At 37.6% G+C, this 15090-nt stretch carries 16 protein-coding genes; 6 read left to right on the top strand and 10 right to left on the bottom strand.

Annotated features, from left to right (window positions below; all coding sequences use genetic code 11):
- The first annotated feature begins 63 nt into the window (after nt 1–63).
- Nucleotides 64–798: a hypothetical protein gene (locus PGN18_RS21850; protein ID WP_335321699.1), complete on the top strand. Its 735-nt coding sequence runs from the start codon at nt 64–66 to the stop codon at nt 796–798.
- A 78-nt stretch (nt 799–876) separates the two neighbouring features.
- Here the strand turns inward: PGN18_RS21850 and PGN18_RS21855 are convergent, their stop codons facing one another.
- The 9 genes from PGN18_RS21855 to PGN18_RS21895 form a co-directional block, all read right to left on the bottom strand.
- Nucleotides 877–1881 carry a DUF3078 domain-containing protein gene (locus PGN18_RS21855; RefSeq protein ID WP_335321700.1) on the bottom strand — a complete coding sequence of 335 codons (1005 nt, stop codon included), beginning with the start codon at nt 1879–1881 and terminating at the stop codon, nt 877–879.
- Between the two features lie 94 nt (nt 1882–1975).
- Nucleotides 1976–2299, bottom strand: a complete 324-nt coding sequence (locus PGN18_RS21860) for a hypothetical protein (protein WP_335321701.1) — start codon at nt 2297–2299, stop codon at nt 1976–1978.
- The gene (locus tag PGN18_RS21865) at nt 2296–3048 is read right to left on the bottom strand and encodes a hypothetical protein (RefSeq protein ID WP_335321702.1); all 753 of its coding nucleotides are present in this window, start codon (nt 3046–3048) and stop codon (nt 2296–2298) included. Before PGN18_RS21865 ends, PGN18_RS21860 begins: the two co-directional genes overlap by 4 nt.
- Before the next feature lie 48 nt (nt 3049–3096).
- Nucleotides 3097–3939, bottom strand: coding sequence for a glucosaminidase domain-containing protein (locus PGN18_RS21870; protein ID WP_335321703.1), 843 nt, complete (start codon nt 3937–3939; stop codon nt 3097–3099).
- Between the two features lie 60 nt (nt 3940–3999).
- Complete coding sequence (locus PGN18_RS21875) at nt 4000–4674, bottom strand: glucosaminidase domain and LysM peptidoglycan-binding domain-containing protein (protein WP_335321704.1); 675 nt, start codon at nt 4672–4674, stop codon at nt 4000–4002.
- Nucleotides 4675–4758: 84 nt separating this feature from the next.
- A complete protein-coding gene (locus tag PGN18_RS21880; protein ID WP_335321705.1) occupies nt 4759–5394 on the bottom strand; it encodes an O-methyltransferase in 636 nt (211 codons plus the stop codon).
- Between the two features lie 7 nt (nt 5395–5401).
- Nucleotides 5402–5818 carry a Holliday junction resolvase RuvX gene (ruvX, locus tag PGN18_RS21885; protein ID WP_335321706.1) on the bottom strand — a complete coding sequence of 139 codons (417 nt, stop codon included), beginning with the start codon at nt 5816–5818 and terminating at the stop codon, nt 5402–5404.
- Nucleotides 5819–6002: 184 nt separating this feature from the next.
- Nucleotides 6003–7472, bottom strand: coding sequence for an alpha/beta hydrolase (locus PGN18_RS21890; RefSeq protein WP_335321707.1), 1470 nt, complete (start codon nt 7470–7472; stop codon nt 6003–6005).
- A gap of 70 nt (nt 7473–7542) precedes the next feature.
- Entirely contained in the window at nt 7543–8379 is an 837-nt protein-coding gene (locus PGN18_RS21895) for a helix-turn-helix domain-containing protein (RefSeq protein ID WP_335321708.1), read from the bottom strand.
- Nucleotides 8380–8544: 165 nt separating this feature from the next.
- Here PGN18_RS21895 and PGN18_RS21900 point away from each other — a divergent pair, with 165 nt between their 5' ends.
- The 4 genes from PGN18_RS21900 to PGN18_RS21915 are packed head-to-tail and all read left to right on the top strand — an operon-like array spanning nt 8545 to nt 12057.
- Nucleotides 8545–9693 carry a DNA polymerase III subunit gene (locus tag PGN18_RS21900; protein WP_335321709.1) on the top strand — a complete coding sequence of 383 codons (1149 nt, stop codon included), beginning with the start codon at nt 8545–8547 and terminating at the stop codon, nt 9691–9693.
- A gap of 1 nt (nt 9694) precedes the next feature.
- Nucleotides 9695–11230: a PSP1 domain-containing protein gene (locus PGN18_RS21905; protein WP_335321710.1), complete on the top strand. Its 1536-nt coding sequence runs from the start codon at nt 9695–9697 to the stop codon at nt 11228–11230.
- Entirely contained in the window at nt 11199–11696 is a 498-nt protein-coding gene (locus PGN18_RS21910; protein ID WP_335321711.1) for a gliding motility lipoprotein GldH, read from the top strand. The genes PGN18_RS21905 and PGN18_RS21910 overlap by 32 nt, the downstream gene beginning before the upstream one ends.
- Nucleotides 11697–11706: 10 nt before the next feature.
- The gene (locus PGN18_RS21915) at nt 11707–12057 is read left to right on the top strand and encodes a hypothetical protein (protein ID WP_335321712.1); all 351 of its coding nucleotides are present in this window, start codon (nt 11707–11709) and stop codon (nt 12055–12057) included.
- A gap of 121 nt (nt 12058–12178) precedes the next feature.
- Here PGN18_RS21915 and PGN18_RS21920 read toward each other — a convergent pair whose 3' ends face one another.
- Nucleotides 12179–13480 carry a UDP-N-acetylmuramoyl-tripeptide--D-alanyl-D-alanine ligase gene (locus tag PGN18_RS21920; RefSeq protein WP_335321713.1) on the bottom strand — a complete coding sequence of 434 codons (1302 nt, stop codon included), beginning with the start codon at nt 13478–13480 and terminating at the stop codon, nt 12179–12181.
- An 83-nt stretch (nt 13481–13563) separates the two neighbouring features.
- Here PGN18_RS21920 and PGN18_RS21925 point away from each other — a divergent pair.
- A partial coding sequence (locus PGN18_RS21925; protein ID WP_335321714.1) for a M14 metallopeptidase family protein occupies nt 13564–15090 on the top strand: 1527 nt, incomplete at its 3' end.

Below are 15090 nucleotides of genomic sequence, written 5' to 3' on the forward strand. Positions count from 1 at the left end.
GTATAAAAAGGTGCATTTGTTAGACAACTACTTTTGTTCAAAGTTACTAAACAAATAGATACAGTGCCCAAATTACCTTCATGGCTGGCCAACACTATGGAAAAAGTGATCAGCAATAAAATATATCAAGTAGAGGTTGTAGAAACTAAAATGTTAAGCAGCAATTTAAAGTGTGTTGCCTTTAAAGGCAATTTCTTCGATGCTGGATTTATTCCCGGAATGGAAGTGTTGTTAAGGGTTAATGCAAACGAATATCGGCATTATACCCTATCATCCTTTGATAAAACGGAGGAAACGTGTGAAATTATCTTTTATTTAAATAGGCAAGGGCCAGGGCATAGTTTGGCGGTGAACATTCAAAAAGGAGATCATTTAAAACTCATTGTAGACCGGGCCAGAATTAAATATAAAGAAGGTGCTAACCAGCATTTCTTTTTTGGTGATGAAACCAGCCTTGGTTTATATGAATCGCTTGGAAAGAAAGTGGTTGATGAAGATGTAGAATATTTTGGGATTCTGGAATTGCAGGAAGAGAATTTTTGTTCAGTTAAACAGCTAAATCTATTAATTGATGTAGTGCCTTCTGATATCCATGCTCCAGCTAAAAATGCCATTAATTGGATGGAAAATATGCACCCATTATGTTGGGAAATGTGGCAAAACGCTACTTTTTATCTAACCGGAAGGGCAAAATCGATACAGCATTTTAAAAAGTACCTGAAACAAAAGGGCATAAGCTTTAGGCAGATTGTTACCATGCCTTATTGGGAATTAGGTAAGGTTGGTGGAGGGGCTTAAAACTATTTGATGAGCGTATTGCGAGGCAAATATTAAAGAACACTGCTTGCACAGTGTTTCTTTATTTACACCCAATAACTACCTCGGAAAGGTAAAGGCAAAGCCAAGTGCTAAAGTTTGATTCGCTTGTATTTTGTTGGTGCCGGTATCATCATCAAACAGGAGAACACCTGTTAAGCTGGTGTTCATAAAACGGTTAATTTTTGCCGTTAATGCAACGTCTAACCTGTGATCGATTTTGCTCATCTTGAAATCCTTATAAGGGATAAACATGGCATACCTGGCTTTAAGGTTGGTATTGGTGAAAATATCTTTATCAAAAGCACTTACAATCTGAAAAGCTAACTCATTTTTAAAATTTTTGCCTTTTTCTACCGCGTATACTTCGTTTTTATTATCATAAACGGCAGTATCAAGTACAAAAGTTTGTCTTGCCGTACCAGTACCTATACGGGTAGAGAAGTACTTCACCGGTCTATACTCAAAACCGATTGACTCCGTTAAATAGCCAGGAGCCATAAATTTTGAAATTAAAACCTGCTGTTCATCGCCATTTCCGTCTCGGTAATACCTAAAACCTTTGTCAAACTGGGATTCAAAGCTTATAGACCCAAAGAAGAACCAGCTCTTCGATAATTGAAACGAGGCCTTGTTGTCCCAAAAAATACGGTCGTTGGTTTTCTTTTGCAACTGATCTTTATTTTTGATTTTGCCATATTGTAAAACCAATTCGCTTACATAACTATAGCTGTCTTTATTATATTCTGCCTTCCAGTTTAAAAGCCCTCCAACTGCCACGGAGTTAGTACCCCCCCCTTTCCAGTTGTTACTGAACTGGGCCTGGTTAACGTTGATGCCGATATTGGTTCTTGTTTTCCAGTAATTAATCTTGGCGTTTACAACCAAAGGTTTAATTTTTACCGGTTCAAAGTTTAAAGGCCCCTGCCTGCTTGGCAAAGGACTACGCTTTAACTTGATATTCAAGTCTTTAGTGTTGATCGGAATAGTATCAATTTCCTGAGCAAATATTTTTGTAGAGCAGAAACTTAGAATCAGGATGATGGCAGCTAAACAGTTCTTCATTACCTACAAAGAAAAAGAAAAATTTCAGAGATAAAAAGCATTTAACAAAATGATTACCAGAACAACTATTGAGGTAAAAGTAGATACACTAATATCACTTCGGCTTAAGCCAGCCATACCAATTACCATTTTTGAGGTAATCCAAATCAGTTTCATAAGTGTAAGCTTCTTTTTCAAAAACAATATTCCGATAGGCCAGATTATGTTTCTTGTATTTGATCAGGTTGATCAGATAGTTGAGCAGGTATACGATATAAAACGGAAACACAAGCAATTCCAGCTGTTGGCGCAAGTGAATTTTCTCATGATTAATAATCTCCCGATCGTTTTTAAGCCCTGCCGATTTTAACAAGATAAATGGAAAGATGGCCATACCTGCTGCAGGTAGTTTTTTAATGATCAGGATTGGAGCATTCACAACTTATCAATGGTTATTTTTGGCAATGCAGGTAATTGAAGCGCCTTAGGGTTTAACCTGTAACTTTTATAGGCGTTCCTGATAAAAAGATTGAAAGCATAATCTGTGGCCTCTAATACAAATTGGTAAGTGGGGCGATATTGCTGCATAAAATCAGTCAGTTCGGTATCTTTTATGCCAAGTACCTGGCTAACTAAGTTGGCGTTGAAACGGTAATCGATCAGGTCTTCACGATAATCTTTTTCCAATACTTTTTGCAGGTGACGGGCATTTCTTCCTTGTCTGCTTAATAGGTTGTAAATCGCATCGATACCTAAACCAACGCCGCCATTGCCTAGGTTCAATAAATCTTTACTACTTCCTTTCAGGGTTTGGTAGCGGTATTCCTGAACATTTTTTTCATATTGCTGCTGCGGGCTCAATCTTTTTTGTTGAATCACTACATCACGGAGTCTGATACCGAGCGATCTGAGTTGAAAATATGCAGCAGTTTGTCCCTTAAAAACAATGGTATCTACACCATAGCCCGATAAAGCCGCAACCAAGGTATCGCCCGGAAGCGCAAAAGTGCTGAACTCGCCTTTTGTATTGTTATATAAACCATCACCTGTGCGGATATTATAAATGTAAACTTTAGCCAAACGCTGCTTGGTTTCTTTATCAATAACAATACCCTGCACAGGTCTGTTTTGTGCATGGAGCCACGTCGAGAAGCCAAAAACAAGTATAAAGGGAATAAAAAATTTCATTCAATTACAAAACTACAAATATCTTGCTGGCTATGTTTGCACTTAACATTATTTAACCTTAAGTGTCTGACCAAGCTTAATGGCGTCTGTAGTCATTTCGTTCAGCATTTTTAACTGCTCAACCGTTAAATTAAAGCGTTTTGCAATATTATATAGGGTATCGCCTTTCACAACCGTGTATGTGCCATCGGCAAGAATCGGTTTGGCACCTGGCGGTGGCGTTTCAACTGGGGTAAATTTAACCTTCTCCTTGGGGATATTTTGATTGATTTCTGAAAAGACACGATCCTCACGGGCAATTTTTTGCTTTTCGCTCTCTGGTTGATCGTATTGGTAAAGCTGATATTTTTCGATCGTATTGATGAGCAAATCTGGATATCTTGGATTGGTTGCATAACCAGCTGTTTTCAATCCTTGCGCCCAGCTCTTGTAATCGTTTTTATCCAGTTGAAAAAGGAAACTGTAGCGTTTACGCTTTAAAAATTCAGAATGATCTCTAAACGATTCCCGTGCATCTTTATATACCCTAAAACAGTCATTTTTCTGGTCGTCATCACGGAAATAGTTTTTTCCCCTCCAATCTGACGTACATTTAATACCAAAGTGGTTGTTGGCATACTTGGCCAAATCGCTGTTTCCACTACCCGACTCCAGGATTCCCTGTGCCAAAGTAATACTTGCAGGGATACCGGCCGAGTTCATTTCTTCTATGGCCACACCTTTAAACTCATCGATATAACTTAAGGTATTATAGCTTTTGTAAGCGTTATTATTGGCTTTGTTGGCTGCTTTTTCAATCTGTTTGTTGTTTTTAGAAAACTTCCTGGAACCGCAAGAGCTAAAAAGAACAAGTATTGCCGCGATGATAAGGTAATGGTGATAGGAACGCATATAAGGTTAATGGTTAAATCGGTTGATTGGTTAATTGAAATTGCAAACTGTGAAATGAAATTATAACTTCAACTTTTGTCCTGGTTTTAAGTTTGCCTTTTTAATGCCGTTTTTTCGCATAAGGGATTTAACGGTTATACCTTTCTTTTTGGCAATAATACTTAAGTTATCGCCAGATTTGACAGTATATATTTTTGTTGTTCTTCTGTTTTTTACCCTGTGGCGAACTGGTGCTTCATAAACTGGTTCTTCATATCCCTCTGGTCGCTCGTCGTATTGATAGAGTTCATATTTTTTAATTAAGCCGATTACCTGACTGGCCCAGCTTCTACTACGGGCATAACCACAGCGACGGATACCATAAGTCCAACCTTTGTAATCGTACTGATCGTATTTTTCGAAAAGATTATTAAAAGGCTCACGGGTTTCCATCATCTCTACAAAATGACTATAAGACTCATCGGCATTTAAATAATCGCGGTATGAGGAGCGGATTTCTAGATTGTTGTTAGGTCCTTTTACGCCAAAATGGTTATTGAGATGTTGCGCGATTTTACTGTTTCCAGCAGCAGATTCATGTATGGCGACAGCTAAAATAACACTGGCCGGAATTTTATAATCATGCATTAAGCCTTGTGCATATGCTGCATGTTCAGCTATATAGTTGTCAGTATCTTGTGCTTTCGCGATCATTCCGGTTAAAAGGAACAAACAAAAAGTAAGGGTTTTTTTCATTTCTTTTTTGGTTAATAGATCATGGTTTTTAACGGTTGATAGCCTTAGCTTAGAAGGCCATGAGCCATTAACTATATGCCACTATCAGTTCTTCCTGATTACAAATAAACCATCCCGTACAGGTAAAATCAATTTCTCAACACGTTCATCTGCAGCTATTTTATCATTAAAACTAGTAATATTTTTGGTGTCTTTATCCTGTTTATCCTGAAGTACTTTTCCACTCCATAATACATTATCAACAATGATCATCCCGCCTGGGCGAACACGGTCAAAAATCAGATCGTAATAGGTACCGTTGTTTTTCTTGTCTGCATCGATGAAAACAATATCAAAAACTTCATCTAAACTTGCTATCGTCCTGGTAGCATCGCCAAGGATATAATTAATCTGATTATTATAGGCCGATTTGGAGAAGTTATGGCGAACCATGTCTTCCAGTTCCTCATTAATGTCAAGCGTATAAATGAGGCCATCTTTAGTTAATCCTTCGGCAAGACATAAGGTGGCATAACCGGTAAAAGTGCCAATTTCCAAAATCCTTTTTGGAGAAATCAATTTGCTGAGCATACTTAATACCCGTCCTTGATAGTGACCAGAGAGCATGCGGGGCATTAAAACCTTAAGGTTGGTTTCGCGGTCTATGTGTTGTAGCAATTCGCTTTCAGGCTCGCAGTAGGCAATCAGTAAATTTTGTAAATCGTCGTTTATTAGGCTCATTTGTTGGTTATAAACGGTTACTTTCCATAAAATATTGTAAAATAATGGTTGCGGCAATGGTATCAACCCTATCTTTATCCCTTCTGTCCAGTTTTTTTAAGCCACTTTGCATAATGGCCTGATGGGCCATTTTAGAAGTAAAACGCTCATCAACCCAATGCCTGGGGATATCGGGAAAAGATTTTTTTAATAGTGTAGCAAAGCCTTTTACGTGCTGTGCCGAATCAGACGGAGAACCGTCCATTTGTTTAGGATCGCCCAGTACAAAGGCCTCAACCTGCTCGGTAAGCATGTATTTTTTGATATATTCAATCGCATCTTTAGGGTGTACGGTATCCAAACCTGTTGCAATAATCTGCAAAGGGTCAGTTACGGCAATGCCGATGCGTTTCGTTCCATAATCAAATGCGAGGATCCTTGCCATAAATGTTAAGCGTTGGGTATATGGCGTAAAGCATTTACCACCATTTAAAAAATAAATGGCAAAGGTAAGCTTTTTGAAATAATTGGTAAATCCTGCAGATTTTTAAAAACCGACAGGATTTGTTACACCATTACTTTGACCTGATGTGGTGAAATTAAAAGCCCAAACAAATGCAATCAATAAGTTACATTTTTACTTCTGTTTTCCATCTTTTGGCGCTTTCATTTTTTGAATTTTCATTAAGCGACTTATTAAGGTAAAGCTTTGCATTGTATTTGTTGTTCTTATAATAATAGCACTTTGCTATTAATAAATAGGCATCGCTTACGGTATAAAAAGTGTCCGGTGGGTTTGTTCCTCGGTATTTTATGAAATCTAACAAATTTGCAATTCCTTCATCTAAATTAGATTTGCTTTCAACAGAAATTTTACCTGCAATATATTTGTATGCATAGTATTTAGTGTATTCGAAACCTTCTTTTAATGTTCTCCAGGCCGCTTCTTTATTTTTATCATGTTGCCAATAAAGGTTTTTCGCTAAAGATCTGTATGCGTTATCGCTGGCGTTTCTGTTGTTTTTCCTTTTGGCTTCGTTAATAGATTTTAAGTAGTATTCTTTTGCTTTTTCAACATCAGTAAAATCTGTCTGGTAAGTATAGGCAGTATTAAAGAGCATAAGAGAATTATCCTTGGCGGTGGTATCATTAAAATATCCGGCAAAATAATCCATTGCTTTTTTGTCTTTTTGTTCTGCTATGGCATTAATTAAAGAAACCTGCAAGTTTGAGTTTTTTATATACTCCAGTCCATATATTTCCTTTACTTTATTCTTTGTATCGTCGAACCATTTAGTAATATCATTTACATTTTTGGGTATTGCAATTGAGTAAGAAGAATAAACAAACTTTAATCCGTTCAAAAGGCCATAAGATACAATATCGTTGTGCCCTGCATCAGGAAAAAGCTCATATTTAAAATGAAAGTTAGCTGAATCCAGTACTGTTATCTTTTGTTTAATTTCATTGGCATAATCTTTTCTTCGCTCTATGTCTTTTCCGGCAGGAGCAAGATAATAGAAGGTTGGATGTGCTTTATAGTAAGCAATTAATTCATCGCTTATTTCGAAAGGAGGTTGTTCTTTTGTTATTTTTTCAGGGGTAAATAAAATATAGGCATTAAATAAACCCGGTTGTTTTAAAAACAAATAATTGGCGTAACTTGATGAATAGGACTGGCCTATAAAGGCCCTAAAATTGGTGGTTTTATAGTCGGTTTCTATATGCGGAATCAGTTCTGTTTTTAAGCATTCAATAAAAGATTTTCCGGTTTTTCCGGTCTCTCCGGTTTCGTAATTATAATCCATTTTGTCCATTTGGCCTGACGTAATATCTATAACTACCGAAGGGGGCAGGTTATTTACGAAATTATTAATGTTGGCTGCCACCAACATGCCATTCCCGCCACCTAGTGCTCCGTAGGCATTTAAATAAACAGACGGATACCTGCCATTTGCATTCCAATTTTTGGGTAACCAGATATTACAGTGTATGCTATCATTTAAAACTTTCGAAAAAAATACTTTTTTGATTTTTGTCTGGCAAAAAGACAAACTGCTAACAGCTAAACTTATTGATACTAATAATATACATTTCATGGTCCTGTTCTTTATGAAATACAAATAACGATAAGGATATTGTTGTAAAATTGTATAAATGTAACCTCCTTTATTTAATGAATGACCAAAAAATATCTTCCGAACCAATAGCTTTTAAAGAATCAAAAAAATCTTTTGGAGTTAGCCCGGTTAATTGCCTGCAGGCTTTTACAAAATGTGATTGATCTGCATAGTTTGCGTAATAGGCAAGTTTGGTGAAATTTACATCATCACTTATTTGCATCCTCGCATTCATCAGGTACCTGAAACGAACAATCATCCTGTATTTTTGAGGCGTAATGTTAAGATAAGAAATAAAAAGATGGTTTAAATGTTTTCTACTAATGCCTAAGTTGTTCACTGCTATTTCATTTATTGTTTGGATATTGTCAATATCCAAAAAAAAATGCAGCGCTTTTTCCAAGTGCTTGTTATGAAAGATAGATAAGCGGGTTAAAAAAAAGGCATCTAGAGTAGTTACAATTTTGTGGTCATCAAATGTGTTGAAAACTTCACTTAAATGTTCATCAATATCAGGGTTAAATACATTAAAAATACTGGGTATTTTTTCTACTATCTTCTGGTTTGCTAAAAATTGGTTAATACCCAAAGGCTCGAATACTGCTGCTACTTTGTGGACCTTACCAATTTGTGTAACCTTTAATATAGATTCTCTTATAGGAGTGATTACCTTTAGATACGGGGTGTTTTCGCGATAAATAGCCGTACTATGATTGTTGTTTTGTTCAAAGATGTTGCTTTTGTAAAATGAAAGCGTTGTATTGATGTGTGGATAGCAGGTATATTCATTAAAGTAATCTTCACTGTCGCACACATCCAGATAATAGTAACTGATATACTTTTTGATAACAGGATGCTTCGGCTTAAATGTTTTAAATATTTTCATAAACTTATTTTCTATTCAAAAATTAGTTGGGAAGAATTAATTTATTTCATGACTGTAATGTTTGCTTCTAACAAAAAGTAATAATGATTCTAAAATATACAATTAAGAAATAGGTTCGGCATCACTTATGCGCGAATCTCATATCTATTTCTTATTTTGCACCAAATGCAGTTTAAAGAAATCATCGGACAGGAAAGAGTAAAGCAACAATTGGTGCAAACGGTTAAGGAAAACCGCATTAGCCATGCGCAGCTATTTTTGTCGCCTGCCGGTTCCGGAGCTGTACCCTTGGCTATTGCCTATGCGCAATACATCAATTGCCTTAATAAAGGCGAAAATGATAGCTGTGGCGAATGTTCGAGTTGTAGAAAATACGAACGTTTAATTCATCCCGACCTGCATTTCTCCTATCCTTTTTTTGCTTCGGCAAGTGTAAAAACAGCTGTGGATGTGCTGGAAGAATGGCGGGGTATGTTAATGCATGATCCCTACTTTGATATGGATATCTGGCGTTCCAAACTTGATGCAGCCAATAAACAGGCCAATATTAACATCGCCGAATGCCATGATATTATAAAAAAACTAAGCTATAAAGCCTTTGAAGCCGAAACGAAGGTCTTAATTATGTGGCTTCCTGAATACCTGGATAAAGCCGGAAACGCGCTGTTAAAATTAATTGAAGAACCGCCTGCAAATACGTTATTTATTTTAATTGCGCAAAGTCAGGATCAGATTTTAACGACCATTTTATCCAGAACGCAGATTGTGAAAATCACAAAACTTTCATCAGAAGAGGTAACCGGATATTTATTAAATGCCAGCGGATTAACGGAGCATCAGGCTATTGATTATTCATTTTTGGCCGATGGAAATTTAATTGAAGCAAAAGCACTTGCAGCAGATACACAGAGCGACAGTTCTGGCACATTTACGGCCTGGCTTAGGATGGGTTTTGGCAATAAAGTGCCCGATTTGATCGACTTTACGGATGATGCAGCGAAATGGGGAAGAGAGAACCAGAAGAATTTTTTAAAGTATGGTGTAAATTATTTACGCGAATGCTGTTTAATTTTAAGTGGTGCCGAAGAATTGGTGAAACTACCTCCCTTAACCTTTGAAACCGCTAAAAAACTCAGTATACACGTGCTTACCCTGCCCATGGCAGAGGCCATTATCAGCGAATTGGAAAAGGCACATTACCACATTGAAAGAAACGCAAACCCGAAAATTCTGTTTTTAGATGTATCTTTACAATTGGTAAAAATTATCAAGTTTAAAACGCTCCCTGCGGGGACTCAATATATATACAATTAATATGGGATGTGGAAGTTGTTCAACAGGTGGTGGTTGCACCCCTAATGGATGCAAAAGTAATGGCTCATGCGGCACCGGTGGTTGCCAAACAATGGAAGTGCACGATTGGCTGTCTAATTTGGATATGCCTTCTAATTATAAACCTTTTCAGGTTACAGAGATCAAGTTTAAGGGCTCACGTAAAGAGTTTTTTCTCAATAGTGATAACATTTATCTCGAAATTGGAGAGCTTGTTGCTGTTGAAGGGCCGACGGGTGGTTTTGATGTAGGGCATGTTTCGCTTACTGGCGAGTTGGTGCGGATCCAGATGAAACGCCGCAAAACCACGCTTGATCAGGTAACCAAAAAAATATATCGTAAGGCTACAGAAGCTGATGTGGAAAAATGGAATGCCGCCAAAGGAATGGAATGGGAAACCATGCACAAAGCAAGAAAACTGGCATTGGATCTGCGTTTGCAGATGAAAATCAGCGATGTGGATTATCAGGCTGACAAAACAAAAGCTACCTTCTTTTATACTGCTGATGGACGTGTGGATTTCCGCGAGCTGATTAAAAAGATGGCGGAAAGTTTCCGTATCCGGATTGAAATGCGCCAGATTGGAATGCGTCAGGAAGCTGGCCGTTTAGGTGGAATCGGTTCTTGCGGTCGCGAATTATGCTGCTCTACCTGGTTAACCAATTTCAAAACCGTATCTACGGCTGCAGCCCGATATCAAAATTTATCATTAAATACCTTGAAGCTTGCAGGGCAGTGCGGTAAATTAAAATGCTGCTTAAACTATGAGCTGGATACTTATCTGGATGCTTTAAAAGACATTCCGGATAGAATTGAAAACCTGGACACTGAAGCTGGTTACGCCCGTCACCAGAAAACCGATATTTTCAAAAAAATCATGTGGTTTAGTTATCAGGGTGATGAAAACTGGATTCCGGTTAAAGCTGCACGTGTAAAAGAGATCATGGCGATGAATAAGGCAGGTAAAAAAGCACCAAACTTAAAAGAAGAAGCCGTTCAGATCGCTGCACCTGTTGTTGTAGAGAAATCATTTGATTACGAAAATGTTGTGGGTCAGGATAGTTTAACCCGTTTAGACGAACGCTCTCGTGGTAAAAACAACCAGAACAGGAATAATCAAAAAAATAACCGAAACAATAACCAAAATAAAAGAGAAAGAATTGCTGCCGGAGAGAAAAGTACAGGGGCAAATAACAGGAGTCAGCAGCCTCAACAAGGTACGCAAAAAGCACAACAAGGCGGAAAACAACAATCTAATGGCGCAAAGCCGCAGCAAAATTCTGGTCAAAAGCCTCAACAAGCAGTACCAAAACCACAGCATGTTAATGGACCAAAGCCTCAAAATAACAAAGCAAAGCAACAGCAAGGAGCAAAGCCTGTAGCTAAAGCCGAAGGAAATGTTGCCACAGAAGGTGCTAAGCCAGAGCAGAGCAAAAATAGAAACAGAAATAACCGTAGGAAAAACAATAACCGCCGAAACAATAATAATGGCTCAGAAAATAAACCTGCTGCTGAATAAAAGGCAAATCATTTTGCTTGCCTTTTTATGGATGGTTACACTATTTGTGGGCTGTACCGACAGTTTAGTTGATAGCAATGTAGAAATTGCCGATCGCAGGTGGACTTATCGAAACCATGTTTCTACGACATTTGACATTAAAGATAACACCAAAGCTTATAATATTTATTTTAAATTAAGGCATACTGCAAATTATAAATATGCCAATATTTTTATCCTGGCCCATTTCAAGGATGGTAAAAAGGTAGTAACCAAACGTTATCAATACAAATTGGCTAAAAATGATGGCGAATGGTTAGGTAGTGGCTCTGGAAATGTATTTAATTATACCTTACCCATGTTAACCAACTATCATTTTCCACGAAACGGCAAGTTTGAGATAGAAATTGAGCAGAATATGCGTGATAATCCACTCTTGGAAGTAAGTGATGTTGGTTTAACAGTAAGCGAATCCCTAAACAATTAATTGGTAACTCTTGAAAATAGCGCTTTTTAGATTAATTTTTTTAGGCTTAGTCACAATATTTTCATCATGTGTGACCATCTATCAACTTAGTCCAGCCAAAAATAACTTCAACTACAAAAATAATATCGAATATGAAGTTTATGGATTGAGTTCTGCAAGCCAGCAAGCCACAGGAAACACCAGGATAGTTGCTAAAAAAGGCTATACTTTTGTTAGCGTAAAGATGAAAGTGACCAATAAAACAAACGAGACCGTTGATATAGATTTCTCACAAGTTTCGTTATTGGATCATGTGAATCTGGTAAAATCCCGTTTCTTTTGTGTACCAAGCTACGGTGGTTTCAATACCTGCGAAAACTAAAACAACTTTAGAACCACAAAAAAGTTTAAAACGGATATTATTGATTAGCTATCCGGAAAAAATAAAACCTGAACGTTTGGAAATTACTGGCGAAAGGTACGAAATTCAGTATTCTAAGTAATTACAAGTATTTTAACAGGCTTTCCAACTTCATTCCCCTCGAACCTTTTAGCAATATTAAATGATTCTGAACTAAGTTTTCCTGTAAGTATTGAGCAGCTTCAGCGGGCGTTTGGAAATATATGCCTTTAAAAACATCTTTAAACGTATAGAAATCCTTCCCGATAAAAATGATTTGATCTAAATCACTTTCATTTGCTTGCTTAACTATGAGCTCGTGCTGGTGATGTGATTCAGCACCTAATTCAAACATGTCGCCCAGAATGGCCGTCTTTTTATGTGCTGATATTATGGAAAGATTTTTCAAAGCCGCTGCCATACTGCTTGGATTGGCATTATAGAAATCGCAGATTACCGTATTTTTTTCAGTTTTGGTGAGTTGTGAACGGTTATTTTTTGGCTGATAATTTGATAAGCCCGTATTAATTTCTTCAGGCGACATGTCAAAAAAGTCTCCTATGCAAATTGCAGCCAGGATATTTTCGAAATTATAACTGCCTGTTAAATTGGTTTTTACTGATGATGAAGCTTCATGATTGGTCCAGTTCACTTCGATAAAAGGATCGCTGCTTTTTAGTTCTCCTTTAATGGTATTGCCGTTTTCTGTTCCATAATAAATAAGCTTATTTAAACCAGCTGCCGTACTCATTTCAAGCAAGTGCGGATTGTCTCGATTGATAAAAGTATAACCATTTGTCTGCTTTAAATAGGCATAAAGTTCGGCCTTACCTTTTTTTACGCCTTCAAACCCACCAAACCCATCTAAATGCGCCATGCCCACATTGGTAATAATGCCGTGGGTAGGCTGTGCTATAGTAGAAAGTAATGCTATTTCTTTCTGGTGGTTTGCACCCATTTCAATTACTGCAACCTGCACATCATTGGTAATGGATAGTATAGATAGGGGAACACCAATATGGTTGTTTAAGTTGCCAAAGGTGGCAAAGGTTTTATACCGTTCGGATAAAACTGCGTTTATCAATTCTTTGCTAGTGGTTTTTCCATTGCTGCCAGTCAAACCGATCACCGGAATATTAAGTTGTTTGCGGTGATGGCGCGCCAGATCCTGTAAGCTGATTAGTACATCCTCAACCAGTAAAAACCTGTCGTTTTGCGCATATTTTTCTTCATCAATTACGGCAAATGCAGCGCCTTTTTCTAAGGCTTGCGCGGCAAATTGGTTTGCATTAAAAAGATCTCCTTTCAGGGCAAAAAAGATACAACCGGGTGTAATGTTTCTCGTATCTGTAGAAATGACAGGGTTTTTAAGGTAATAGTCGTATAGTTTTTCGGTTGTAATCATGCTTATAGTAAAAAATATGATGTAAAATTAAGCTTTCGCGACAACAAAAAACAAAATTTGTACATTAGGTAAAATTATTTCTTATGAGAAGACTCTTAACGTTCTGGTTAATCTCGCTCGGTGCGGTTTCTTTTGTGCAGGCACAACTAAAATCTCCAGACGATTTTTTAGGTTATCAGTTAGGTTCGCATTTTACCCCTCATTATAAAGTAGCCGATTATTTTAGGCAAACTGCTGCGGCTTCTGCTAACAATATGAAGCTGATTGAATATGGTAAAACCAATGAGGGCAGGCCGTTAATGGTAGCTATTGTTTCTTCACCAGAAAATATAACCAAACTGGAACAGGTTAGGAGTAACAATTTGGTTTTGGCAACGGGCAGCAATAGTACCATCGATTTAACCAATCAGCCTGCAATACTTTGGTTAAGCTATAATGTACATGGTAATGAGGCTAACTCTACTGAAACCGCCATGAAGATGCTTTACACCTTAGTTTCGGGTAATAACAAGCCCGCAAATGAATGGTTAAAAAATACCGTTGTGGTAATTGATCCTTGCTTAAATCCCGATGGAAGAGACCGTTACGTGAATTATTTTAACAGTGTAGTTGGGAAAACACCTAATGCTGATCCCTCATCAAGGGAACACATTGAACCTTGGCCAGGCGGCAGGCCAAACCATTATTATTTCGATTTAAACCGCGACTGGGCCTGGCAAACCCAGATTGAAAGTCAGCAACGGCTGGCCTTATATAACCAGTGGATGCCCCAGGTACATGTCGATTTTCATGAGCAGAGTTATAATGAGCCTTACTATTTCGCACCTGCAGCAGAGCCGGTTCATCAAGACATTACACCTTGGCAAAAAAGTTTTCAGGTGGTTGTAGGTAAAAACAATGCTAAATACTTTGATGCCGAAGGCTGGCAATATTTTACAAAAGAACGTTTTGATCTGCTTTATCCTTCTTATGGAGATACTTATCCCTTATATAATGGATCAATCGGTATGACTTATGAACAGGGTGGTATCAGGGCTGGATTATCTGTTGTAACCAATGATGGAGATACCCTAACCTTAAAAGATCGTATTGCACACCATTTTACCACAGGAATGTCTACCCTCGAGGTAACTTCTTTAAACCATCAGAAATTATTAGAAGAATATAAAAAATATTTCAAGCAGGAATTGGCCAATAGCCCGGGTGTTTATAAAAGTTATATTATAAAAGCGACTAATTTATCACGCTTAAAAAAACTGGCCCAACTGTTAGCCAAAAATAAGATTGAATTTGCCTTTGGTGGCGATAAAACTGGAAGGGCTTATGATTACGATAGCCAGAAAGAAGAAAATTTTAGTATCTCCCGGAATGATTTAATTGTAAACATTCAGCAGCCAAGGGCTATTCTCGCTCATGTTTTGTTAGAACCACAAACCTTTGTAACCGATTCTAATACCTATGATATTACGGCCTGGGCACTGCCCTATGTTTACGGATTAAAAGGCTATGCCAGTAAAGAAAATATAAAGGGAAAATTCCCAACAATTGAGGAGCCAAAAATCATCAATACGGAAGTGGATAAACCCCTGGCCTGGCTGTTTAATTGGGGA

It is taken from the genome of Pedobacter terrae (genome assembly GCF_036946585.1).
In the GTDB taxonomy this organism is placed as follows: domain Bacteria; phylum Bacteroidota; class Bacteroidia; order Sphingobacteriales; family Sphingobacteriaceae; genus Pedobacter; species Pedobacter terrae_C.

What these genes read in the sequence shown, in the direction of transcription:
- PGN18_RS21855 (WP_335321700.1), bottom strand. Translation starts at nt 1,881, where the DNA reads ATGAAGAACTGTTTAGCTGCCATCATCCTGATTCTAAGTTTCTGCTCT.
- PGN18_RS21875 (WP_335321704.1), bottom strand. Translation starts at nt 4,674, where the DNA reads ATGAAAAAAACCCTTACTTTTTGTTTGTTCCTTTTAACCGGAATGATC.
- PGN18_RS21865 (WP_335321702.1), bottom strand. Translation starts at nt 3,048, where the DNA reads ATGAAATTTTTTATTCCCTTTATACTTGTTTTTGGCTTCTCGACGTGG.
- ruvX (WP_335321706.1), bottom strand. Translation starts at nt 5,818, where the DNA reads ATGGCAAGGATCCTCGCATTTGATTATGGAACGAAACGCATCGGCATT.
- PGN18_RS21910 (WP_335321711.1), top strand. Translation starts at nt 11,199, where the DNA reads ATGGCTCAGAAAATAAACCTGCTGCTGAATAAAAGGCAAATCATTTTG.
- PGN18_RS21890 (WP_335321707.1), bottom strand. Translation starts at nt 7,472, where the DNA reads ATGAAATGTATATTATTAGTATCAATAAGTTTAGCTGTTAGCAGTTTG.
- PGN18_RS21900 (WP_335321709.1), top strand. Translation starts at nt 8,545, where the DNA reads ATGCAGTTTAAAGAAATCATCGGACAGGAAAGAGTAAAGCAACAATTG.
- PGN18_RS21920 (WP_335321713.1), bottom strand. Translation starts at nt 13,480, where the DNA reads ATGATTACAACCGAAAAACTATACGACTATTACCTTAAAAACCCTGTC.
- PGN18_RS21905 (WP_335321710.1), top strand. Translation starts at nt 9,695, where the DNA reads ATGGGATGTGGAAGTTGTTCAACAGGTGGTGGTTGCACCCCTAATGGA.
- PGN18_RS21870 (WP_335321703.1), bottom strand. Translation starts at nt 3,939, where the DNA reads ATGCGTTCCTATCACCATTACCTTATCATCGCGGCAATACTTGTTCTT.
- PGN18_RS21895 (WP_335321708.1), bottom strand. Translation starts at nt 8,379, where the DNA reads ATGAAAATATTTAAAACATTTAAGCCGAAGCATCCTGTTATCAAAAAG.
- PGN18_RS21880 (WP_335321705.1), bottom strand. Translation starts at nt 5,394, where the DNA reads ATGAGCCTAATAAACGACGATTTACAAAATTTACTGATTGCCTACTGC.